The 20,587-nt window shown below is 37.0% G+C and carries 25 protein-coding genes; 7 read left to right on the top strand and 18 right to left on the bottom strand.

Annotated features, from left to right (window positions below; genetic code table 11):
* Nucleotides 1-231 precede the first annotated feature (231 nt).
* Nucleotides 232-831, bottom strand: a complete 600-nt coding sequence (locus AAHB15_RS28200; RefSeq protein WP_335573628.1) for a DUF1259 domain-containing protein — start codon at nucleotides 829-831, stop codon at nucleotides 232-234.
* A gap of 63 nt (nucleotides 832-894) precedes the next feature.
* Complete coding sequence (locus AAHB15_RS28195) at nucleotides 895-1,209, bottom strand: hypothetical protein (protein ID WP_335573627.1); 315 nt, start codon at nucleotides 1,207-1,209, stop codon at nucleotides 895-897.
* A 1,052-nt stretch (nucleotides 1,210-2,261) separates the two neighbouring features.
* Here AAHB15_RS28195 and AAHB15_RS28190 point away from each other — a divergent pair.
* Together AAHB15_RS28190 and AAHB15_RS28185 are read left to right on the top strand one after the other, a co-directional pair.
* Nucleotides 2,262-2,777, top strand: a complete 516-nt coding sequence (locus AAHB15_RS28190; RefSeq protein ID WP_342043793.1) for a YbaK/EbsC family protein — start codon at nucleotides 2,262-2,264, stop codon at nucleotides 2,775-2,777.
* A 133-nt stretch (nucleotides 2,778-2,910) separates the two neighbouring features.
* Nucleotides 2,911-3,264 carry a hypothetical protein gene (locus AAHB15_RS28185; protein WP_342043788.1) on the top strand — a complete coding sequence of 118 codons (354 nt, stop codon included), beginning with the start codon at nucleotides 2,911-2,913 and terminating at the stop codon, nucleotides 3,262-3,264.
* 57 nt (nucleotides 3,265-3,321) lie between these two features.
* On the opposite strand, the gene AAHB15_RS28180 is transcribed toward AAHB15_RS28185, so the two are convergent.
* Complete coding sequence (locus AAHB15_RS28180; protein ID WP_342043787.1) at nucleotides 3,322-3,726, bottom strand: hypothetical protein; 405 nt, start codon at nucleotides 3,724-3,726, stop codon at nucleotides 3,322-3,324.
* 219 nt (nucleotides 3,727-3,945) lie between these two features.
* Here AAHB15_RS28180 and AAHB15_RS28175 point away from each other — a divergent pair, with 219 nt between their 5' ends.
* On the top strand, nucleotides 3,946-4,350 hold the full coding sequence (locus tag AAHB15_RS28175) for an SET domain-containing protein (RefSeq protein WP_098533870.1): 405 nt from the start codon (nucleotides 3,946-3,948) through the stop codon (nucleotides 4,348-4,350).
* 223 nt (nucleotides 4,351-4,573) lie between these two features.
* A complete protein-coding gene (locus AAHB15_RS28170) occupies nucleotides 4,574-5,119 on the top strand; it encodes a hypothetical protein (RefSeq protein WP_342043786.1) in 546 nt (181 codons plus the stop codon).
* 255 nt (nucleotides 5,120-5,374) lie between these two features.
* Here the strand turns inward: AAHB15_RS28170 and yyaC are convergent, their stop codons facing one another.
* Nucleotides 5,375-5,983, bottom strand: coding sequence for a spore protease YyaC (yyaC, locus tag AAHB15_RS28165; RefSeq protein WP_144568160.1), 609 nt, complete (start codon nucleotides 5,981-5,983; stop codon nucleotides 5,375-5,377).
* Between the two features lie 139 nt (nucleotides 5,984-6,122).
* Here yyaC and AAHB15_RS28160 point away from each other — a divergent pair, with 139 nt between their 5' ends.
* The gene (locus tag AAHB15_RS28160) at nucleotides 6,123-6,560 is read left to right on the top strand and encodes a GNAT family N-acetyltransferase (RefSeq protein WP_335572700.1); all 438 of its coding nucleotides are present in this window, start codon (nucleotides 6,123-6,125) and stop codon (nucleotides 6,558-6,560) included.
* Between the two features lie 55 nt (nucleotides 6,561-6,615).
* Here the strand turns inward: AAHB15_RS28160 and AAHB15_RS28155 are convergent, their stop codons facing one another.
* The 9 genes from AAHB15_RS28155 to treP form a co-directional block, all read right to left on the bottom strand.
* Nucleotides 6,616-7,236: an RraA family protein gene (locus tag AAHB15_RS28155; protein WP_342043785.1), complete on the bottom strand. Its 621-nt coding sequence runs from the start codon at nucleotides 7,234-7,236 to the stop codon at nucleotides 6,616-6,618.
* Nucleotides 7,237-7,347: 111 nt separating this feature from the next.
* Nucleotides 7,348-7,581 carry a hypothetical protein gene (locus AAHB15_RS28150; RefSeq protein WP_335572698.1) on the bottom strand — a complete coding sequence of 78 codons (234 nt, stop codon included), beginning with the start codon at nucleotides 7,579-7,581 and terminating at the stop codon, nucleotides 7,348-7,350.
* 11 nt (nucleotides 7,582-7,592) lie between these two features.
* Nucleotides 7,593-7,811, bottom strand: a complete 219-nt coding sequence (locus AAHB15_RS28145) for a hypothetical protein (RefSeq protein WP_420491154.1) — start codon at nucleotides 7,809-7,811, stop codon at nucleotides 7,593-7,595.
* A gap of 60 nt (nucleotides 7,812-7,871) precedes the next feature.
* Complete coding sequence (locus tag AAHB15_RS28140; RefSeq protein ID WP_335572697.1) at nucleotides 7,872-8,105, bottom strand: hypothetical protein; 234 nt, start codon at nucleotides 8,103-8,105, stop codon at nucleotides 7,872-7,874.
* Between the two features lie 218 nt (nucleotides 8,106-8,323).
* The gene (locus tag AAHB15_RS28135; protein ID WP_335572696.1) at nucleotides 8,324-9,001 is read right to left on the bottom strand and encodes an SOS response-associated peptidase; all 678 of its coding nucleotides are present in this window, start codon (nucleotides 8,999-9,001) and stop codon (nucleotides 8,324-8,326) included.
* Between the two features lie 61 nt (nucleotides 9,002-9,062).
* Nucleotides 9,063-10,334, bottom strand: coding sequence for an S-adenosylmethionine decarboxylase related protein (locus AAHB15_RS28130; RefSeq protein ID WP_342043784.1), 1,272 nt, complete (start codon nucleotides 10,332-10,334; stop codon nucleotides 9,063-9,065).
* A 120-nt stretch (nucleotides 10,335-10,454) separates the two neighbouring features.
* The gene (gene treR / locus AAHB15_RS28125) at nucleotides 10,455-11,162 is read right to left on the bottom strand and encodes a trehalose operon repressor (RefSeq protein ID WP_335572694.1); all 708 of its coding nucleotides are present in this window, start codon (nucleotides 11,160-11,162) and stop codon (nucleotides 10,455-10,457) included.
* A 14-nt stretch (nucleotides 11,163-11,176) separates the two neighbouring features.
* Entirely contained in the window at nucleotides 11,177-12,847 is a 1,671-nt protein-coding gene (treC, locus tag AAHB15_RS28120) for an alpha,alpha-phosphotrehalase (protein ID WP_342043783.1), read from the bottom strand.
* 80 nt (nucleotides 12,848-12,927) lie between these two features.
* The gene (gene treP, locus AAHB15_RS28115) at nucleotides 12,928-14,352 is read right to left on the bottom strand and encodes a PTS system trehalose-specific EIIBC component (RefSeq protein ID WP_342043782.1); all 1,425 of its coding nucleotides are present in this window, start codon (nucleotides 14,350-14,352) and stop codon (nucleotides 12,928-12,930) included.
* Between the two features lie 565 nt (nucleotides 14,353-14,917).
* On the opposite strand from treP, the gene AAHB15_RS28110 reads away from it, so the two are divergent.
* A complete protein-coding gene (locus tag AAHB15_RS28110; protein WP_342043781.1) occupies nucleotides 14,918-15,472 on the top strand; it encodes a GNAT family N-acetyltransferase in 555 nt (184 codons plus the stop codon).
* An 84-nt stretch (nucleotides 15,473-15,556) separates the two neighbouring features.
* Here AAHB15_RS28110 and AAHB15_RS28105 read toward each other — a convergent pair whose 3' ends face one another.
* The 5 genes from AAHB15_RS28105 to AAHB15_RS28085 all read right to left on the bottom strand — a co-directional run bounded on the left by AAHB15_RS28105 (nucleotide 15,557) and on the right by AAHB15_RS28085 (nucleotide 20,180).
* Entirely contained in the window at nucleotides 15,557-15,949 is a 393-nt protein-coding gene (locus AAHB15_RS28105) for a thiol-disulfide oxidoreductase DCC family protein (protein ID WP_335572690.1), read from the bottom strand.
* Between the two features lie 240 nt (nucleotides 15,950-16,189).
* Nucleotides 16,190-16,858 carry a DUF2642 domain-containing protein gene (locus AAHB15_RS28100; protein ID WP_251567601.1) on the bottom strand — a complete coding sequence of 223 codons (669 nt, stop codon included), beginning with the start codon at nucleotides 16,856-16,858 and terminating at the stop codon, nucleotides 16,190-16,192.
* 192 nt (nucleotides 16,859-17,050) lie between these two features.
* Nucleotides 17,051-18,385 (bottom strand): hypothetical protein, encoded by a 1,335-nt coding sequence (locus AAHB15_RS28095; RefSeq protein WP_342043780.1) that lies wholly within the window; start codon nucleotides 18,383-18,385, stop codon nucleotides 17,051-17,053.
* Nucleotides 18,386-18,443: 58 nt separating this feature from the next.
* Nucleotides 18,444-18,959, bottom strand: a complete 516-nt coding sequence (locus AAHB15_RS28090; protein WP_335572688.1) for a hypothetical protein — start codon at nucleotides 18,957-18,959, stop codon at nucleotides 18,444-18,446.
* Between the two features lie 132 nt (nucleotides 18,960-19,091).
* On the bottom strand, nucleotides 19,092-20,180 hold the full coding sequence (locus AAHB15_RS28085; protein ID WP_446715900.1) for a CotH kinase family protein: 1,089 nt from the start codon (nucleotides 20,178-20,180) through the stop codon (nucleotides 19,092-19,094).
* 182 nt (nucleotides 20,181-20,362) lie between these two features.
* On the opposite strand from AAHB15_RS28085, the gene AAHB15_RS28080 reads away from it, so the two are divergent.
* A partial coding sequence (locus AAHB15_RS28080; protein WP_342043778.1) for a hypothetical protein occupies nucleotides 20,363-20,587 on the top strand: 225 nt, incomplete at its 3' end.

Here is a 20,587-nt window from a genome sequence, read left to right as displayed (position 1 = left end):
ACAGTAACATTCACAGAGAGGTAGAAACAGCTGTTGAGATAGTTCGGGAGAGTGGCTTAAAGTCACTCTTTTTAAATGCAAAAAAGAAGACCTTTGAGCAAATGATCAAAGGTAAAATTGGTGGCTTAGTGGTCTATGCAAAGATTCGGAATTAAAATAAAATAGACCTTCAATAAGAAGGTCAAAATTTTCATATTCAGTTAAACGAAATAAAACCCAATGTGGGATTGTTTAGAACAGACCTGCTTCTCTTGCAGCAGCAAAACTATTTCTAGCAAACTCTTCCGGTGTCATGCCAACATTTTCCCAATGCATATACATTAAACGCGGTTTATCAAACAGCCAATGGTTATGAACTGCCGTTACAATAATTCCTCTCTTTCGTAATGCTGAAATGAATGGATTAATTTCTCTTTGGAGAACAACGGATTCCCCAAGATTAAGACCATCATTTTCAAAGGTTAACATAAATGGCAGTGCAAGTGGAGAACGGGTGCGACGACCTAAAATAGTTGCTTTAATATTTCGTAGACGCATTACAGTACAGACAGGAGCTGCTGAGATAACCATGCCACCAATAATGTCTGCCAGTCGTTGGCACTGTGAAGTACCTATATCCCTAACATCACCACGTGAATCATGCCCAGTAAATTTTGAACTCGATTCTAATTCAAAATCCATTTCATTTCTAACTCTGTTGTTTGAATTGTACCCACTTGATTTCGAACTTGATTCAAATTCTGCATCCGCCTGAATACTATCAAAAGAGTTTATATCGGTTTCACGATTAAAAAATCCGAACCAATTTTCAAAAATGTCTCTTCTTTCCATTAAAACCACCTCATTGTCATTGTAAAAAGGATGAGGTTTTAAAGACCCCACCCATAATAAAAATTAAAATGATTCTTCATTAAATCCTCTACGTCTGCGTCGATCAATATCAAGATCAACATTTAAATCTTGATCCTGATTATTCTCTTGTTCTTGCTCAGATGCAACCCTCGAATTACTTCTACTGTTTAAACGAATATCTACTCTTGAATTACCAGAGTTTGTCATTGTTGCACGAGCTTCATTGGTATTTCTATCGACGTTGCGAACATCAGCCTCAGCCTCTGATTCGCTACGATTTCTTACTCTATTATCGATATCTGTATCGATATCAACATTTGTATTGACATTATTTCTGTTTCGTTCGTTTCTTGCCATTGATATTTCCTCCTTTATTTGTACTTGCTTGATATTTTATTCCTTAGTTTAAAAATGGTTTGGTTGCTTGTCCGAGGTTAACTATCCGTTTTTATTTAAAAAATACTGTCTATTGATAATTGTTTTTTTTATAGCACAATAGGTGTCAAATACGACATTAATAAATTGAAGAATATGAGTAGCCAATTTGTTCACTCCTATATATGTGCTTAATAAAATTCATGAAAAATTAGTGAACAATAAGCACTTTTATTGAAAACGCTTTCTTTGTGATTTAAAATTAATTTATAAATTACAAAGTAGGTGTACATTAATATGGATTTTTATGAAAAATTACCGAATGATGTTCTAATTACTTTCTATAAAGAAATAAACAAAAACATTAAAAAGGGTATTTAAACAAAACAAATGTATTATGAATTAGGTTTAATATTTTCTGTTATGAGTCGGAGAGGGATAAGCCTAAATAAATCATGTGATTTAGAAGAGGTTGTTGATTCGCAAATAATGAAAAATATTATCGCTTAAGTGAGTGACTTAATTTTTCGCTTATTTTTTTATGCAAAAAAAGACCTTTGATCAATTAATAAAAGGTAAAGTTTAGGTTTAGTGGTCTAGGCTAAACCTTATTAGGAGGACTAAACTCCGAAGAATTTAAACATAAATATGAGCATTTTCAGAATATCGTTTCAATGGTTTAAAGCGGTAATGTGTGAAATTTTTTTAGATAACGTTATCAACTTACCACCTAGTAAACGAACACAGAGAAATGAACCTAATCTTGATTTAATGGCTAAAGCAATTTTTGATTCAATATTCTTAACCAAGATTTAGAAGATGTTCAGCGCGTATATCATAATGTTGATCTTGGTGAATAATGAATGAAAGCAGGCCATTTTGGTTCTGCTTTTTTTCTTATCTAAAGAATTACCATCCTGGAGACTCCTCAAATTTTTCTACCTTGGAGCATACATAAGAAGCCGTCTATTCGCTTTAATCTAATAAAGTGTGTTACTATTTTAATATTGCAAATAAGGGGAAGGATGAGTAAATTGTCATTTGAAAGTGTTAAGAAGCATTTTGAACAGTGGAACCGGGAGCAGGATGTAATGGAATTTGAAACATCCAGTGCAACAGTGGACCAAGCAGCTGAAACCATCGGTGTAAGTCCTGCACGAATTGCTAAAACATTATCCTTTCGCGGGTCTGAGGAAAAGGCCATTTTAATTGTTGCGGCGGGTGATGCAAAGATTGATAATAAGAAATTCCGCCAATTCTTTGGGCTTAAAGCTCGTATGCTGTCGCCAGATGAGGTGCTTGAGCAAACAGGCCATGCAATTGGAGGCGTTTGCCCGTTTGGGTTAAAAAATGACCTAGAGGTCTACCTGGATCTTTCCATGCAGCGATTTACGACGGTCTTTCCGGCATGTGGCAGCTCCAACTCCGCCATTGAGTTAACGAAGGAAGAATTATTTGAATACTCTGGTGCTAAGGAGTGGGTAGATGTATGCAAAGGCTGGGGAGAGGACGAAGAAACGGCAAATGTTAATCAACAAATAGAGGTATAGAGGGGAGCACCCTTTTAAGTGGCTAACTAAAATGGGCGATTTATTAATAATTTGCCCTTATGATTAATATAATTACAGTGATTTTATTTTGAATTTTACAATTACAATCATCAAAGGAAGAAGGAATCGGGTGATGAAATTCAAAATATACCGCTGTAATTGCCGGAAAACTTGGTCGATCCAAACCAGAAAGTCGAAATTCAATGCCGGTTCTGTTCTTTTAAATGCTAGCTGGTCTGCTGAACTGAAGCCGGAACGGAGGCACGACCCAAAAGGATTTGTTACAACACAAGGAAATTCAGGGATTATTTGCAATCCTGATAATGAATTAGTTGAACAATTCATTAAGGTAAAGAAGTTGATTTATGATAAAAAGAATGTCAATTTTAATGTTAAACAAGGTACATGTTTATACTTTGCTGAAGATGGCACCTGCTATATTCTAAAAAGAATGGAAAACCGTTTAACGGTAAGTGAAAAAGTATAAATATCTATTAAAAGAGCTTGGGAGACCAAGCTCTTTTTTGGCTATCTTTTGCCATCTTTATCGAGGCGTAACCGGTTTAACTGAAAGGGCTGGGGTGTAACTCGTTGTTACACAGCCATCTAAGTGGCTGTGCGTTAATAATCCCAACTCAAGAGCTGCCTTTATTTTCGTATCATCCGGCCTTCTGATTACCTGAATGAGATCTGTCATCTGCAATTCTTCTAGCCTTTTAACGGTATCCACCTCATTAAATTTCTCTATTTTTCGGATTTGTCTTTGGAGCTTGAACCCGTTAGCAGTAATTTCACCTTTTTGCTGGGTACCAACTAGTTGATTAAAATAACTTTGAAAAATATCCTTTAATTCATTCATTTCAAGCTCAATTTCTTTTTTCTGTTTATTTAGTTCGTAATACCTCCGTAACATCTCACCAGTTATCAAGGACTTATTGTTGTTAACCATGCTGCCATCCTCCTATACGAACGTATATTCTATAATATGTTGGGGAAGTCACTAATATGACCAAAAAAGGCAGTCATAAAAACAAAGTTAACACTTAAGAAACCTACTAAATGGTGACAGGCACCAAAATGGAACAAAAAGTATTTGCTTTCTTGTCGCTAGTCTGGCAAGCTTAATAATGATAAATCTTCTTTAAGAAAGAGCAAATAGGTGATTAATATGATAGAGGTAAAAACATCAAAGCTAAGTGATGGGGAATTGAACAGAGGGGTATTTGCGACTTGTGATATTGCAAAAGGAGAGCTGATACATCAAGCACCTGTTCTTCCTTATCCCAATGAGGAACACATTCATATCGAAAAAACGTTATTGGCAGATTATGCATTTGAATATGGTATAAATCACACCGCCATTCTTTTGGGCTATGGTATGCTGTTTAACCATTCCTATCAGCCCAATGCAACATATGAAATAAACTTTCCAAATCACACCTTTGATTTCTTTGCATACAAGGATATTAAAGCAGGAGAAGAGATCTTAATCAATTATAATGGTGATGTGGATGATAATGAACCACTATGGTTTGATAAAGATAAGTCAAGTGAGACGAAAGATCATTTATAATTCAAAATTAGATCGAGGTAAAAGGGCACATTCTGTGCTCTTTTCTTTTTAGCTTAGACATCATAGTACCGAAATGGATGCAGAAGTATTCCATTATTGATGAATTAATTTTGACAGTGACCTTTAGACCAACTAGTTTAAGGAAACCAAGACATCTGCCTATGCCTTTTAATTGTTTAAACATATTCTAGACTGTAACCTAAATAAAGGAGAGATGCTCGAAATGATGGGAACAGGTGGATATCCAGGAATGGATGGTTATGGCAGCATGAGTATGGGAGGATTCCCAGGTATGGGTGGAATGGGAACAGGCATGCCGGGAATGGGTGGATTTGGCGGTATGGGAACAGGCATGCCGGGCATGGGCGGCTTTGGCGGTATGGGAACAGGCATGCCGGGCATGGGCGGCTTTGGCGGTATGGGAACGGGCTACCCAGGAATGGGCGGCTTTGGTGGAATGGGAGCAGGCTATCCGGGCATGGGCGGCATTGGAGGATACCCAGGACATGGCTGGCATGGCGGCTGGGGTGGAGGATATCCAGGACATGGCTGGCACGGCGGCTGGGGTGGAGGGTACCCAGGACATGGCGGACATGGAGGAATGGGTGGATACCCAGGACATGACGGACATGGAGGAATGGGTGGATACCCAGGACATGACGGACATGGAGGAATGGGAGGATACCCAGGACATGATGGACACGGTGGCATGGGTGGCTATCCAGGCCATGGTGGAATGAGTGGAATGGGTGGAATGGGTGGAATGTAATTTCTCCCTTCATTATGAAATAACAACTCGAAATAAAAAAGTTTATAATCGTATAAATGTAGTTCTTTAACTAGAAACCTGAATAAATCACTTCAATCAAAAAGTAAATAATTCTCAAATAAACAAAAAAGCCTTGGAATCATTCAAGGCTTTTTTAGTATTAGTGAGTTTTAGGCAAATTAAGCTGCCAAGAAACATCAACCTGACCATGAACCCAGCCAAACCTTTCATTAAATGGCAAATCCCATAATGGCATTAACAACCGTTAACATGCAGCAAAGGATGGTCTGAGGGATAACGAAAGAATTGCCTAACTGCCAGTGATATCCCTTTTGCAATATTAGTAGCCATCGTGTAGATAAGATGCAGATTGGTGTATAATAAACCGCTTCCAAGGACTGCGTCATTAGTAAGAACAACCCCCATGACACTGCAGTCTCCAATCGGAGGCAGGTTTTGTCCAAGACCTAAGCCTGGCTGCAGCGGACCACGGCGTAAAACAATCGAGTTAACAAAATCTATCGATCCAAGTACACTATCAATCGAAATGACAAAACTGTTTTTTGGGAAGGAGTGACGTGACATTTCCGGAACGATGGTGGTTGCATCCATTGGGTACTCAAGGTTTCCTAATACCGTTAAATGATCAGGAAAGGTGTTACGGAGCAATGTTCCAACAAAGGGACCAAGGCTGTCACCGCTTATTAAATTTGAACCAATCCCCACTACATAAATGTGCTTTGTCCCTTCTGGAATGAGTGAATACAAGGTATTGCGAATGAATAGAGGTGCAAGTCGGTCATCATATGGTATTACCTTCTCAAGAAACTTTGGTTCACTTTGATTGTACTGTTTAGCTCCCACAACTGTAACACCTCACAAAGATGGCTTTCAAAAAAATATTCTTCATTTACACGGCATAATCCTTCCTGCTAAAATAAAAATCTACTAGGTGGGAAATATTGCTATAATTATTTTAGTAAAAAAACAAGGAGGGACCAATATGTTAATCCAAAAAGCTACCTTAACTGAACTTGAGCCATTAACAGAGTTATTTGATTTATACAGGATGTTTTACAAGCAAGAATCTGATTTAGAGGGGGCTAAACAATTTTTATCAGAAAGAATCAGCAAGGATGAATCTGCTGCCTTTATTGCATTGGATGGAGAAAATCCGTTGGGGTTTGTTCAACTATATCCATCGTTTTCAAGTGTCAGCATGAAGCGTTCATGGATTTTAAATGATTTGTATGTAAAAAAAGAAGCCCGGGGAAAGGGCGTTGGTGAGAACCTATTAAAAAAAGCGATTGAATTCGCAAAAGAGACAGGAGCAAAGGGTCTATTTTTAGAAACTGCTAACGATAACTACAACGCCCAAAGACTCTATGAAAAAATAGGCTTTAAAAAAGAAGCAAATTATTTCTATTATTATTCCATTTAAGTAGAAGCTTTAGAAACAACCCCAATTCGGATAGAAAATGAGGCAGGGGGACGAGCTATTTTTTAGAAAGAAGTTCATCTAAATATTTAATCGTTTCTTCATAATTACCTGAAATTCTATCCTCGCGGAGTTGATCTTTTTTAAGTTTGTCCAATGATTCTGCCAGTATTTCCTGTTCTCTTGCTTGAGGTATAATTACTACCCCATCAACATCACCTACAACGATGTCACCAGGTTGGACAGACACTCCCCCGCAGGAGATAGGTATATTAATTTCTCCACCCCCGTGTTTAGCACTAGCTGCCACAGCTGTCCCTTTGACAAAGACGGGGAATTTTAGTTCCTTGATTCCATTGAGATCACGAATCGCACCATCTGCCACTAGACCGCCAATGCCAAGAGTTTTAGCCATCCCTAGGAAAAAATCACCAGCAATCGCTCGATATTCATCCCCTTTAGCATCGACTACTAAAATATTACCAGGCTTCGCTTCTCGGATAGCTTTTAAAACAGCAAGATTGTCACCAACTGGAATTTTAACGGTGAGCGCCCTCCCTGCAAGTTTATAATGATCTTCTAAGGGTTTGATAGAAGGGTGTAGGTTATTTAACCCATTCATTGCGTCAGAAATACAGGTGGTAGGTAGCTCCCGAAATTTATCCACGATCTGGTCCATAAAAAAACTCCTCTTCATTTATTTTCCATAGATTAGTATAGCTTGTTTTATAATAATTGGGAAATTTCAAAAAATAAGGACTTCTATATATAGAAGTCCTCGCAGCCACTTTTAAAGAATACTATTTTTTAAAGTCGAGCTGTCATTCAAATCATTATCCAATATAAATGAAATAGGGATTAACATTGGAGCAATATCTCCATTTTGCTCACCATATCCTTGATTGCGTTTGTAGGAAATAAATAAATCGGTTATTTGATTAGGTCCCATATTAAAAACAGATGCATGGTCGAAGACATTGATTTTTATATCTCCAAGACTGACGTTCATCGGTGCAAAGATCAACTGTATCCCCCCTAAACAATACTGTTTTTGGCAGTATTGCTATCAGTTACATCAGTATCTACGACATATGATATCGGGATGTTAACAGGAGATAAATCACCATTTTGTTCTCCAACCCCCTGGTTTCGCTTATAAGAAAGCAACTGATCAATAAATTGGTTTGGCCCAAGGTTTATATAAGATGAATTATCCACTGTGTTGACTTTAAAGCCTAGAAAATTAATGGCCATTGGGGCGATATTCAAGTGTATCACTCCTAATCATTAAGTTTACCTACCTTGATTTAAAAACTAGGGACAATTTATTTTTATACTGGTTGAATCAATTGTATCATCGTCCTGTATCATATGGATTGGAACAACCGTAACGGAATCATTACCTAATTGTTGACCAAATCCTTGATTCTTTTTTCCAACAACATTAATTCCTTTAAGAAAGGATGATCCTAAATTAACAGCACTTACGTGGTCAGGGCTATTAATTTTCATGTTGCCAATATTGACATTTGATGGGATAAAAATCAAGTTTTAATCCTCCTTTCAAATAAACCCAATAGACTGTATTAATTAATATATTCAATGAAAAGGATGATAAGAACATTACCTTTAAATCAAAAAAAGAAAGTGGGTCTGCCACTTTCGAAAGAAGGAAAACTTTTATGGGTTAGTACATCATATGTTGGTGCTTGTACTTGCATGTAGTGAACATGTCCATTTTTAAAAATTTTTTCAAAAAATAGGCCTTAACAAATTTTTTGGATAAGTTCAATCGAGTTATTCTTAGGCGAATTCACTAAGGATGAAACCTCATATGTGTCCATTAAATTTTCATCAAATGGAATCAGCAGGGGTTTTAAGCTATTCGGATCGGAAATGTCTGGGTTGAGCCAGGTAGGCTCATCTTGCCGATTTAATATGACCGGCATCCGATCATGAATGTCTTTCATTAATTCATTGGGACCCGTTGTAATGACAGAACAGGAATACAGTACTTTTCCATCCGGGGCCTTATAACCTTCCCATAGCCCAGCCATGGCAAATAATTCATTGGACTTTAATGTAATCCGCATCGGAGTCTTCGTTTTATTATTATGCCGTTTCCATTCATAAAAACTGTCCGCGATCACCAAACAGCGTTTTTTCTTAAAGGCATTACGGAAACTTGGTTTCTCGGTAAGCGTTTCTGCTCTAGCATTAATCATTTTATTGCCAATTGAAGGATCATTTGCCCAAGGTGGAACAAGGCCCCATTTTAAAAAGCCCATCCGGTTTGACGTTCCATCATTGATGACGGCAAGAACCAACTGAGAGGGGGCAATATTATAACTTGGAGCGAACCACTCCTCGTTAAGGAATGATTGGATATCAAAACGATTGATGATCTCTTCAATCGTTGCTGTTAATGTGAAACGGCCGCACATCATTTTCACCTCGATCTTTATGTTACATTCATTATAGCAATTGCTAGATAGAATACAAAAATTAACTAGATCGAAGATTTTTCATTCTGTCCAATAGTAGTCCATCAGTCTGAGGGTTTTCACCGTACACAAAGTCTGTCATATGGCAGGAGAGGTACTTTCCGTAATGATTGTCTGTTTTTACTAAAAGATCGTCCACATAATAGACTCCATTCTCGATTGCGTCATTAAGCAAAACGGCAAAGGCAGCATACAAGCCGCAGGCAGCCTGAAAGTAAGTGGCGTTTGTTTTTAATTGGTCATAAGCATAATCATTGGCTACCACATTATACATATATCTTTCTTTATCCGGATACACGAGGAGCACCCCCACTAGATTATCTCCACCAAGGGGGGAATCGAGTGGGTCGAGAACCTTCCTATCCAATTTCCAGATTTTATCGGGATGATCCAAATTATCTCGGATTAGATTGATTGTATGATCATTTACCTTATAGAAGTAACCGCCCTCGATGTCAAACTGTCTGCACAAAGTATAACAGTCTTCGTGCGGCATTAAACAGCCATGAAACTTCTTGTCCCCTAAAGACACTTTAAATTCCAAGTCAAACGTATGTTCATAAAGGAAAAGGGGAGTCTTATGTTTCATATACATCGGATAACTTTGTGTAGCTAGCTTAAGGAAACATTCAGGGGACCAGGTAGTATAAATTACGTTGGTTTTACCCTCTGTCTTATTTTTGAAGAAGGAGGTATCGTTTTCGACAATAAAGCAGGCAAGAGGCTTCTCGTTTGGGTGTTTATTCATCAGTTCGACCGCCATCCATTGAACAACCCCAGGGTTCATTCCAGAACAAACAATCGCTTTTAAGTTGCAATAATCATCCTTATATTTTTCAAAAAAACGAAGTCGTTCAATCAGTGAAAAACCTTTGTTGTCAAATGGATGGTCATCCAAATAGATATTTTCCAATGCGCTATTAATATAATTTACTCCCAGCTGGTTACAGCAATCGAGCATTTCAACTGTATCTGCTAATGAAACATCTATGACGATAGATGTATGTGACCTTTTTAAAAAGTTCCTAAGTATAATCGTATCCTTTAAATCTACTTGATGGATTCTTAATTGTTGGATGAGATCGGGGCATATGCTCTTATAATAATCTAGTGGTCTTTGTTTGTTGTCAATTAAATGGATAGTGCTGTAGTAAATCTTTAGATGAATAGGATCGTGCTGATTGATGCTTGCTTTATTTAAGAGTGTGAGCAGGGACCTTGCCAGTCCGCCTGCACTTCCCAAAATGGTTATTACAAGCTTGCTTTCGTGCATGTCATCACCTCGTTTTTTTGAATTCTTAATAGAATATGCAAAAAATAGGAGGGCGGTTGGACAACCATAACGAAAAATTTAAAAAGAGACCCTCACTAAAGAGAGGTCTCCAAATAGTCATTATCTTCTTGCAAAATCAACAAAGCGAAATTTATCGGGACGGTGCCTTGATTCTGTATACTGAAACAGAGTGGCATCATCTAAATAGACATAGTTCTTGATTACAACCACATTATAAAAACCATCGAGATCCAGCAGTAAGCGGTCTTCAGGGGTTGGTTCCACTACGACTATTTCCTTTTTTGCAAAGCTGATTGTCAAATTCAATTGGTTTTCAATGTACTCATAAATGGAATCAGCACAAATTTCTTCCGTTAGGGAAGGGACGAAGCTTTCAATTAAATAATCTTTATCTAAAATAATTTTTTCTCCGCCCATTTCCCTCGTCCGGACTACCTTCCAAACAAGGTCTTTACTTCCCAACTGCAGCTGCTGACGGATGAAGCCATCGGGCTTAATTAATTCTAGCTCATTTACAATGGTATTTGGTTTCCTGCCCATTTTACTTGCAAGTTCCTTAAAGCTTACTAATCCGCTGACGGGAAAATCAAATTTACTGATGTCGATAACAATGGATCCTTTTCCTCTAACCTTTTGAATATAGCCATTTTGTGAGAGCAAGTTTAATGCTTTTCTGATTGTTTCCCTCGACGTGTCGTATTGGTCTTTTAACTCGTTTTCAGAGGGAAGCAGTGTCTGCGGAGCTAGTTCTCCATTTTTGATTTGCTCAACAATGCTATTATAGATGGTTAAGTACTTGTTTGTCATAACGACATCTCCGATCATTTTTTCAGGTGGTAAACGATAGACTCGTAAGGACGCAGCACCATTTCCATGGTAGGTTGTGCAGGGGAGTCCTTATAGTTAGAGATTAACATTTCACTATGATTGTCATCAAGATTTAATTGAGAAGGGAGGGTCATTCTCTTTTCTCTGCCGTAAAAATTATTGATGACCAGTAATTTTTCGGAACCGCTGTTTCTAATAAAAGCAAAGATTTCTGGATCTTGATTTAAAATTAATTCGAAATCACCATCGGTAATGACATCAAACTCTTTGCGTAATTTAATTAGCCTTTGATAGTGATGGAAGATGGAATTCGATTCCTCGACGGCCTTCTCAGCATTGATCTCTTTATAATTTGCCGCAGTGTTAATCCATGGTGTACCAGTGGTAAACCCAGCATTCTCACTATCATTCCATTGAACCGGGGTTCTGGAATTGTCACGAGATTTTTGCTTCAAGATATCAAGGATTTCTTGCTCAACAAAGCCTCTATTTTTCAAAATTTGAAACATATTTAATGACTCGACATCACGATATTCATCGATTGCGTTAAAGTTTGGATTAGTCATTCCAAATTCTTCGCCTTGATAAATATATGGCGTGCCCTGCATCATGTGAAGTGTTGTCGCCAGCATCTTTGCAGATTCGTTGTGATACTCATGGTCATCTCCAAACCGCGATACGACACGTGGCTGGTCATGATTACACCAGAAGAGGGCATTCCATCCGCCGCCTTCGTTCATTTCAATTTGCCAGTTGGATAGGATATCTTTCAAAGCTTGAAAATCAAAATCTGCTTTTGTCCATTTATCGCCATTAGGATAATCGACTTTCAGATGATGGAAACTAAAGGTCATATTTAATTCTTCTTGGTCTGGATTCGTATATCGAATACAATTATCAATCGAAGTCGAGGACATTTCGCCAACGGTCATGATATCGTATTTTGAAAACACTTGTTGATTTATTTCATGTAAAAACTCATGGATTCTTGGACCATCTGTATAAAATTTTCGTCCATCGCTGTCATCTTGAGGAAAGTGCTGATCTTTAGAAATTAAATTGATGACATCCAAACGGAAGCCGTCAACGCCTTTCTTTAACCAAAAGTGCATCATCTCATATAGGGCTGAACGTAATTTTTCGTTTTCCCAGTTTAAGTCCGCTTGAGTGACATCGAACAAATGGAGATAGTATTGTTCGGTTGTCTCATCATATTCCCACGCTGATCCGCCGAATTTAGATTCCCAGTTGGTAGGGGGTTCGCCGTTTTTGCCATCTTTCCAGATGTAGAAGTCCCTGAATGGATTATCTTTTGAAGACCTGGCTTGTTTAAACCATTCATGCTCCGTGGATGTATGGTTTATGACAATGTCCATAATGATTTTGATATCACGTTTATGGGATTCCTCAAGGAGTAAATCAAAATCTTCCATTGTCCCGTATTCTTCATGAATGGAGTAGTAATCACTGATATCATAACCATTATCACGCTGTGGAGACTTATAGATTGGTGTCAGCCAAAGTACGTCCACACCGAGTTCTTTTAAATAGTCCAATTTTTCAATAATTCCCTGGATATCTCCAGTACCATTTCCTGTTGTATCATTAAAACTCTTTGGATAGATTTGATAAACGACCGCTTTTTTCCACCATGCTGTTGACATGTAAATACACCTACCTAATTTATTAATTAATCTAATGTGGAAAAGGAGGGAGATGGTCTCCCTCCTAGATGGAGTGCTAATTATTTGCTTAGTCTTGTCTTATTCAAGCCTGTTTTTGAGAAGATTGTAGTTAAGATGAATGGAACTACAATCGCAATCACCATACATACTGCGAACATTGCCATATGTTTTGCCTGGATAGAAAGAATACCAGGAAGACCTCCAACACCGATGGAGTTAGCCATTACACCACTTGCAACGGATACAACACCTGCAATCATCGAACCGATCATCGCAGCTAAGAAAGGGAAGCCGTATTTAAGGTTAATACCGAACATCGCAGGCTCTGTTACACCAAGATAACAAGAGATTGTTGCAGGGATTGAAACTTGCTTTTCTTCTTCGTTTTTACGGTTAATAAAGATCATCGCAAGAACGGCTGAACCCTGAGCGATATTTGATAAGGCGATCATAGGCCATAGATTTGTGCCGCCAAACTGACTTACTAATTGAAGGTCAATCGCGTTTGTCATGTGGTGTAAACCAGTGATAACAAGTGGAGCGTATGCAAATCCAAATACTGCCGCAAACAACCAGCCGAATGATGAAGTTAGGCTAGAATAAACAACATGAGAGATACCAGCGCCGATTTGCCAGCCAATAGGACCTAAGATTGTGTGTGCAATTAATACGGTTGGAACTAAGGCAAAGAACGGTACAACAATCATGGAGACTGAGTTTGGAACGATTTTACGTAATCTTGTTTCAAAGAATCCTAATACTAATCCAGCTAAAATAGCGGGAATAACTTGTGCTTGATAACCAATCATTTCAATTTTTGCAAAACCAAAATCCCAAGTTGGAATTTCCTTTGCACCTGCAACCGCGTAAGCATTTAATAATTGCGGTGATACTAGGGTAATACCAAGAACAATACCAAGAATTTGAGACGCGCCCATTTTCTTAGCAACCGACCAGGTGATCCCAACTGGAAGGAAGTGGAATATCGCTTCGCCAATCAGCCAAAGAAACGCGTGAACACCGGCCCAAAACTGAGACACTTCAATAATCGTCTTTGTTCCATTGTCTAATAATTTAATGTCGCCGATAATATTTCGAAAACCAAGGATTAAACCACCGACTACTAGGGCCGGGATTAATGGTGTAAAGATTTCAGCTAGATGTCCCATCATCCGCTGGATCCAGTTCTGATTTTGCTTAGCTGCTTTTTTCGCTTCTTCCTTAGACGCTCCATCCACGCCAGCAATTTTTACAAATTCGTTATAGAAGCTGGGTACTTCGTTCCCGATGATGACCTGGAACTGTCCAGCTTGGGTAAATGTACCTTTAACAAGTTTGATGGATTCAATTTCTTTGACGTTTGCTTTACTAGGATCATTTAAAACAAAACGCATTCTAGTAACACAGTGGGTAACGGCTGCAATATTTTCTTTACCGCCGATGTGTTGCAGTAGTTCTTTCGAAGGATCTGTATACTTCGTCATTTGTCTTTCCCCCTAATGAAATGGTTTAATGCCCATTTTCTTCTATTAAAATTAAAACCCATATAAAGCAGGCAATGTGTACGATTTCATAATTCATCGTTGCTTGTATATACAAGTTTTGATTACGGTTTCATTTTAACTTGTATATACATGTCTGTCAACAAATAAATCATAAGTTTTTTAAAATAGTTTTTCAGCTGTCAAAATGACCAAATTTACTATTATTATGGGGTTTATTATATCTAAACATGCTTTATGTCCTTATTGGATATAATGGGCAAGAAAGAAGGAGGACTAATTTATTATTTTTGGATAAGTCTTTCTAATTACTTTTCTACTTTACAGTAATAAATTATTGATAGAAGATTCCGAAAATGGTAAAATGAACTTGTTTAAATTCTTCTGAGTTTAGACCTCCTAATTGTGAGAGCTTAGCCTAGACCACTAAGTTCTCTGTTTGAACCTTTGAATCTATTCAAAGGTTCCTTTTTTGCTTATTGGCATACCAAGTGGGGAATTTGATAATATAAGTTTAAATAATGTCCTTTTAAAAAAGTGAGGGAACATGAAATTGGAATTTTTTACGTTTGATCAGTGGGATGATCATTTATGGGACAGGGTCAGGCCAATTTATGATCAGGCATTTGCTGATAAAGGGGCAAAGCCGGAAAAAATCATTCGCAATATGTTTCGAAAACAGCTTTGTTTTTTACATATCGGACTTGATGAAGGGCGAGTTGCAGTGATGGCGTTAACTGGTAAATTGAAAGAAGCAAATTCGTTGCTTATCGATTATTTGGCAGTAAGAGGAGAGCTGAGAGGACAGGGTTTTGGTATACACATGTTGAAATACATAGAGGATTGGACCATGATGTCTGGAAACTATAATAGTCTAATTATTGAAGTGGAAGCCGAAGAAACACCCGAAAATCTGGACCGGGTTGCATTCTGGAAAAGATGCGGTTTTGTCTTAACTGAATATATTCATCAATATATTTGGGTTCCTGAGCCCTATCAGGCAATGTATGAAAAACTAAGGCCGGACACGAAATTATCAACAGATGGGAAAATCCTTTTTACCTATATTGGACAATTCCATAAATCTTCCTTTCAACGATGATTTGAATTTTATAATGAGTTACGAAAAAGGTTAAGAATGTAATCAAGGCTTTTTAAAAGACAGTATCCGGTTATTCGTTAACTTTTACTCTAAAAATCTGCTTTTCCACTTAGGTGAGGGGAGCAGACAAGTTTTTCTTTTTCCAAACCATTTATAACGGTTAGCTGCCACGAGATTATAGACAAAATCCCGGACAAAGGGAGGGACAGCTAATAGAAACGTGAACAGCGGCCATAAGCCATTCAACTGCTTACAGACACGTAAAGCAGCCTCTGATTTTAGGTACAATTTATCTCCTTCCATTAAAACAAAACTGTTAATGTTCAACTCTAAGCCATGTTTTATCAAAATCTCTTGACCAGTCATTCCTTGAAGAGAAGTGAATGTGAAGATCCCTTTAGGGTCTCTTTTTAAAATAAATTGAACGCTGCTATTGCAGAGATTACATTCGCCGTCGAATAAGATTATACGTTCCATTAACACACCAACTTTATGCTAGATATGTCTAGCATAGCATATCAGCAACTAATTACAATAAACAGAAAGAATAATGTAAGCAGCAATGAATATTGGGTTAGATTATACATCCTGAAAGGACAATGTCCACGAATGGTGCCTGACATCACCAATTTATGAACAAATTTAAAGAGTGTCATATGACACTCTTTTTTGATTTAACCCAAAAGCTTGTTTAAAATTAGCTTAAAAAAAACCTAACTACGTCATATGAATTGTTTTGATATGCTGGAAGTTGATATAAATGGGGTCTTCTTTAGCGCTAATTAATTCAACAAAGTTATTCTTAATGGATTGAATCTTGCCGATAACATTTTCATTCTCCCCGATATTAAACACGATTAATTCTCCAAGTAATTTTTCAATTTGAACTTCAAAGGACCGGGCAAACGTTAGGTTGCTAGGACTTACTGGAAGGCTGGCGTTGCTTAATCCATAAGGACGTTGATTGTTGGTATACGGGATTAACCATTTTAAATGGTTTAACGAGATAAACATGGTTTTGTATATCGGCGAGTAGAAGACAAAATAATTATTCATGATACTAATGATATAACCATGTAAGGCTTGGTTACTCGTGACATAGATTTCTGTGAAAATTCCTTTTGCTGCCGTAAGGGTTTTCCGTAACGAGATCTCTTCATTATGATTATAAATGGGTGTTGGTTCGTCATTAAAGGTGATTTCATCAATTTCATATTGTTTCATGAACTGCCAATTTTGAATATGAATGGTTGGAATATAAAGATAGTCAGTTCCATTAAATATAACCCATAAATCACTACCGATATCCACTAAAAGCCCATATATATATTTCTTACCGGATATTTCAAGTTTAATATATTTGCCGATATTTTCTTTCAATTTCACGGACTTACTCACATCCTTTCCTAAGTATTTCCATTCACAAATAGAGAGGGGCTGAAAAGATCGTTTCGTTTCTTATGCATCAAAATAATTAATCCGATTTGCCCAGCTCATATTTGTAAGAGGACATGGATGCTGTTAAAATGCTTTGTTTGATAGAACAATAGAGTATTCTTCATTGTGAAAATTGCGGTATTAAAATCTAAAGCTTCGTTGATTGCTCCTTGGCCATCCAGCAAACGGGAAAGTTCTTTCTTGATTGCGGGGAACGGGTTCACCGGTGAAGCGGAAGGCTCTGGTTTCTTGGTCTTTTTGTTTCCAAACATTTTTAGTATCGTTATCGACTTTCTCATTTAAGGTAGTTTCTGATTTCTTAGGTGCAGCATATTGTGTGACAACAGGCTTTGAGACTGTTATGGTTTCTTGAGGTTTTTCGTTTTTCATTTCTTTTTTAGATGAAGATGATGAAGATACCGCGGATGTCTGCCTGCTAGTCTTTTCTGTGTTTTTATTGGATTTTATATCATTGGATTTAGAACCCGTCGATTCGTCTTTCTTATTCTCAGTTGGAATCGTTTCATTTTTTTGTTTTTTCATCTCTTTATTAAATACTTGAATTGGTTCTAACTCATCAGACTGCATTTTTACTTTTGAAGATTGGTCATCCTTTATAACTGGTTCTGTTTTGATCGGATTAGACCAAATTTTCATGTAGTTTGGCTCCATAACATCTGAGGCTTCAACTTCAGTTTGTTTTTTTGATGTGGATCTAGATTTCTTTTCAATAGTAGTACTCTTACCCGAAGTATTCTTAATTGTCTCTGCTGTATATTCCTTCGGTGCTTTACCAGAGCTACTATCTTCGTCTTTCTTTTTTGATTCATTCGTTTGTTTTGTCTCTTTAGAATTCTTTGTTTCGTTAGACTCCTTTGTCTCTTTAGAATTCTTTGTTTCTTTAGAATTCTTTGTTTCTTTAGAATTCTTTGTTTCGTTAGACTCCTTTGTTTCGTTAGAGTTCTTTGTTTCGTTAGACTCTTTTGTTTCTTTGTTCTGATTCTTATTCTCATTTTTACTATCTGTTTTTTTCTGTTCTTTTTTCATTAGTTTTTCTTTTAAAAAACCTTTTAAAATATTGGAAATATGTGTGACTTTGATTAAGATTCGCTCTTCGCCATTAATTAACGTAACAAAATCTTCATCAATCTCACTTAGTACACCGTAAAAGCTTTGTTTATTAATGCTCAAGATCGTTACCCAAGAATATTGGAAGGAGTGTAAAAGCTCCATTAAGCTTTGTGTTTTTTGAAATTCTACAGTTGCTTTCTCCGGCTGAAATTGCTTTGTATTCTTAGTAATCGCTTGAATTTTATCAATGTTATAATAAAAAATATATTTCTTTTCAGTTTCTAGTACCACATGGTCTGTTTCTACGCCAATCAATTTTCCTTTAAATATGTCTTCACCCACATAAAGATTTACCTGAAACCCTTTTAGTAAATCCAATGCGGCTGAAAATTTTTCTAACCCCATGTTTCATCCTCCTTAAGAGATAATGGGTCGCTTCTCTTTTGGAGAAGCGACGTAATGGTTAATCGTTATCTTCGTTGTTATCGGAATTGTGGCTGCTGCTGGATGAGCTGGAACTTGATTCCTCATCATCATCTTTTGCTGATTTATCCACCATTAAGCCGTAACTAATATTTCGAATGTGCTTTAATGAAAAACGAACCACTTCTTCATTCACGATGAGGGAGGCATAGTGTTTGTTAGAATCACTAAGTACACCCTCTAAAGACTCTGGACCACCATCGCGGTTAATTTTTACCCATTGAAATCTAATACTCTCTAAAAGTTCATGAAAATTTTGTGCAGTCTTAAAATCTAATTTTTCAGGAATTTTCAAGCCCAATTTCATAGCATCTTTAGAACTTTCTGTGATACTCCTGACATGGTTCGTTTTGTAGTAAACGACGCCGTCTTTTTCTGTTAAGAGTACAAAGAAGTCTTCAAATACCGCAAGTAATTTCCCGATTCTAGACTCCGGACCGCCACGATCTACCCTAATTGTTTTACCAACATGCATGTTCATAAGTTCTCTATCCATAAAAGTTTTTTCCTCCTTTATTAAATAAACATTTACACTGCATCTATATGTATCACGGGATGATGTTGTACTAATAAAGAGGCCCTTTTTCGTGTTTTTTGCAAAAAATAGGCAAAAAAAAGTATATGATATTCAACCATATACTTTGTCGTCCTGTAGTTTAATTAGTTGCTGCTTTAAGTAGCTATTTCGTTTTTCAATGAAATTAACGATAACGTCCTTTTCCGAATCAAGACTATTGCCTTTTCTTTTAATATAAGGGTCCAATTGTAAATGAGGATTCAGTGTTTCAAAGAGTTCTTCAATAATTCCTATTTGGGTTTCGACCGTAAATTGGCTTTCTAAAATGTAGGAAAGAATCTCACAGTATTTCTTTTTAAAATTAGGTACATGAAGTAATCTGCCGGTCAAGGTATTATACCCGGTTATAGGTACAAAGTCATGATCAAGCCGTTTCCCGTGCAGATCTCTGCCCCAAGTCCCGTCATAATCCCAAGGAGTTATTTCAAAAGTGTTGGTTTCACTATTTCGGTAGAGTGCATAATTATGGATAAAGCCATCAAAATTTTGGGTACAAACAACTCCCGCCAGCCATGTTAGATACTGGTCCACATTTAGCACCTTTGTTATTTCTTCTTCAAACTCCTCATTTTTAAGTGTGTTAGTTTTGGTGATTAAATCTTCTAAATGCGACAATTCATCCTCATCACCATATTTAAGGGTATATCCTTCGAGTAAATCCGTTTTTAATTTCTTTTTTGGTGATAGAAGGGAGAAATTTGCGTAATAGTTAGTTGCATAAATAATTGTTCCCATTGGTAAATTTCTTTTTTGTAAAAGAAATTGATCGAAAGATTCGATCTCTAAATAAATACCTTTACAAAAACCATTTATATAGAGAAGAACATGCTTGGAGTGGGGGGAAATGACACCAATTGTATCAAAGAAATCAAATGAAAGCTTGTTACGACTAAGTGAGATATCATTGTATTCTGCGTTTAAATGGACTTCATGAGCGCCATTTACGGTAAATGGTTTTTGAAAAATAATGTTATAGGATTTCTTTTTCTTCTTTCGGATCACATTTCCACGATATGCCAAGCCGATTGAATATTGATTGTTTCCTATTTTGAGGACTGCCTGAACATGTTCATCCATCCAGATATCTTTATTGAGCTGGTTTAACGTCTTGGGATTGATAAAAATTTCATATTTTTGCAATTTAAAAACCCCTATTAAATACATATTTTTTAGAATACTATGCTCTGACTTTAGGAATGGTGCAGTTTATGGGTTACTTGGTTATTTTAAAAAAAATAAACTTTTGTCTATGACACTTTCATCCTTTCTCCCATAAATTATCAATGAAGTATAAATAAATTGGAAAGTGGTGGAGTGTTTAAATGAAAATGGTAATGGAAGATCTGCTTACGCAAGCACAAGAGAACGGGGTAATTGAATTTTTAATCAATAACCCTGTTGAATTTAAAAAAGGGCCAAAACCCTCAAAACACCCTAAAGGTACAAAAGGTACAAAAGGTTCAAGCGGCTCAAAAGGTTCAAGTGGTTCAAAAGGATCAAGTGGTTCAAAAGGATCAAGCGGTTCAAAAGGTTCTAAAGGCTCCAGC

The sequence above is a fragment of the Bacillus sp. OTU2372 genome, assembly GCF_038440275.1.
Lineage (GTDB): Bacteria > Bacillota > Bacilli > Bacillales > Cytobacillaceae > Neobacillus > Neobacillus bataviensis_B.
This window is presented reverse-complemented; position numbering and strand designations above follow the sequence as displayed.

What these genes read in the sequence shown, in the direction of transcription:
- AAHB15_RS28200 (WP_335573628.1), bottom strand. Translation starts at nt 831, where the DNA reads ATGGAAAGAAGAGACATTTTTGAAAATTGGTTCGGATTTTTTAATCGT.
- AAHB15_RS28195 (WP_335573627.1), bottom strand. Translation starts at nt 1,209, where the DNA reads ATGGCAAGAAACGAACGAAACAGAAATAATGTCAATACAAATGTTGAT.
- AAHB15_RS28185 (WP_342043788.1), top strand. Translation starts at nt 2,911, where the DNA reads ATGAAATTCAAAATATACCGCTGTAATTGCCGGAAAACTTGGTCGATC.
- AAHB15_RS28180 (WP_342043787.1), bottom strand. Translation starts at nt 3,726, where the DNA reads ATGGTTAACAACAATAAGTCCTTGATAACTGGTGAGATGTTACGGAGG.
- AAHB15_RS28175 (WP_098533870.1), top strand. Translation starts at nt 3,946, where the DNA reads ATGATAGAGGTAAAAACATCAAAGCTAAGTGATGGGGAATTGAACAGA.
- AAHB15_RS28170 (WP_342043786.1), top strand. Translation starts at nt 4,574, where the DNA reads ATGATGGGAACAGGTGGATATCCAGGAATGGATGGTTATGGCAGCATG.
- AAHB15_RS28160 (WP_335572700.1), top strand. Translation starts at nt 6,123, where the DNA reads ATGTTAATCCAAAAAGCTACCTTAACTGAACTTGAGCCATTAACAGAG.
- AAHB15_RS28155 (WP_342043785.1), bottom strand. Translation starts at nt 7,236, where the DNA reads ATGGACCAGATCGTGGATAAATTTCGGGAGCTACCTACCACCTGTATT.
- AAHB15_RS28145 (WP_420491154.1), bottom strand. Translation starts at nt 7,811, where the DNA reads ATGGCCATTAATTTTCTAGGCTTTAAAGTCAACACAGTGGATAATTCA.
- AAHB15_RS28135 (WP_335572696.1), bottom strand. Translation starts at nt 9,001, where the DNA reads ATGTGCGGCCGTTTCACATTAACAGCAACGATTGAAGAGATCATCAAT.
- AAHB15_RS28130 (WP_342043784.1), bottom strand. Translation starts at nt 10,334, where the DNA reads ATGCACGAAAGCAAGCTTGTAATAACCATTTTGGGAAGTGCAGGCGGA.
- treR (WP_335572694.1), bottom strand. Translation starts at nt 11,162, where the DNA reads ATGACAAACAAGTACTTAACCATCTATAATAGCATTGTTGAGCAAATC.
- treC (WP_342043783.1), bottom strand. Translation starts at nt 12,847, where the DNA reads ATGTCAACAGCATGGTGGAAAAAAGCGGTCGTTTATCAAATCTATCCA.
- treP (WP_342043782.1), bottom strand. Translation starts at nt 14,352, where the DNA reads ATGACGAAGTATACAGATCCTTCGAAAGAACTACTGCAACACATCGGC.
- AAHB15_RS28110 (WP_342043781.1), top strand. Translation starts at nt 14,918, where the DNA reads ATGAAATTGGAATTTTTTACGTTTGATCAGTGGGATGATCATTTATGG.
- AAHB15_RS28105 (WP_335572690.1), bottom strand. Translation starts at nt 15,949, where the DNA reads ATGGAACGTATAATCTTATTCGACGGCGAATGTAATCTCTGCAATAGC.
- AAHB15_RS28095 (WP_342043780.1), bottom strand. Translation starts at nt 18,385, where the DNA reads ATGGGGTTAGAAAAATTTTCAGCCGCATTGGATTTACTAAAAGGGTTT.
- AAHB15_RS28090 (WP_335572688.1), bottom strand. Translation starts at nt 18,959, where the DNA reads ATGGATAGAGAACTTATGAACATGCATGTTGGTAAAACAATTAGGGTA.